General features: G+C 74.8%; 1 protein-coding gene. It reads right to left on the bottom strand.

Features of this window, described 5'->3' with window-relative positions; genetic code table 11:
- Positions 1-298 (bottom strand): hypothetical protein (locus tag ICC28_RS40200; RefSeq protein ID WP_188293816.1); only part of this gene is annotated, 298 nt, incomplete at both ends.

The following is a 298-nucleotide window of genomic DNA, read 5'->3' as shown; positions in this document are numbered from 1 at the left end:
TGTCGGTGGTGTCCGGGGCGGAGGCGATGGTCAGCACCGCGCACTGCGGCAGCGGGGCGCCCGCGTCCAGGGCCGCGAGGAGAGCGGCGGTGTCGGCATGGGTCGTCGCGCCGGGGACGGTGAACGGGCCCTCACCCAGCACCGCGACCGAGGTGACCGGGGTGGCCGTCTCGGGCGGCGTCACCGGGAACCACTCCAGCGCGAACAGACCGTTGGTGTTGTGGGTGCCCGCCGCGAACTGCGTGGGGTCGGCGCGCCGCACGCTGAGCGTGCCGATGTCCAGCACCGGGTTGCCTGC

This window comes from Streptomyces sp. TRM68416 (assembly GCF_014596915.1).
Taxonomy (GTDB): Bacteria; Actinomycetota; Actinomycetes; order Streptomycetales; family Streptomycetaceae; genus Streptomyces.
Note: the sequence above shows the minus strand (reverse complement) of the source record. Positions and strands in the feature narration are given on the sequence as shown.